This is a genomic window from Mesorhizobium sp. M2E.F.Ca.ET.209.01.1.1 (genome assembly GCF_004010375.2).
GTDB lineage: Bacteria > Pseudomonadota > Alphaproteobacteria > Rhizobiales > Rhizobiaceae > Mesorhizobium.
This window is the reverse complement of the sequence record NZ_SADP02001411.1, coordinates 1-278: the sequence shown is the minus strand read 5'-3', so window position 1 is coordinate 278 and position 278 is coordinate 1. Positions and strand designations below refer to the sequence as shown.

Genomic DNA, 278 nt, shown 5'->3' with positions numbered 1-278 from the left:
GGCGAACCGGTCTTGCGGTTGGTCAGGATGAAATCCTGCACCGGACAGGCGTCGAGGAAGGCATCGAAGTCAAGTCTCTGTCGCTGCTGGTCGCCATGGTTGAAATAGGCCGGCTGCCACTGGCTTTTGCCGCTGGCGACGTCGCAGCCGGTGCCGGCATCCTCCGCATCCTTGACCAGCGCCTGCCACGGCTTCTCCCTGTCACCGGTCGGATAGACAAAGCTTTCGCCGAAAGAGGCCGCGTAGGTGTCGAGATCGGCCTGTGCAAGGCCGATCGT

1 pseudogene is annotated in these 278 nt (G+C 62.6%); it reads right to left on the bottom strand.

The window, feature by feature from the left end:
* Positions 1-278 (bottom strand): annotated as a pseudogene (locus EN852_RS40595) (hypothetical protein); the annotation flags it as partial.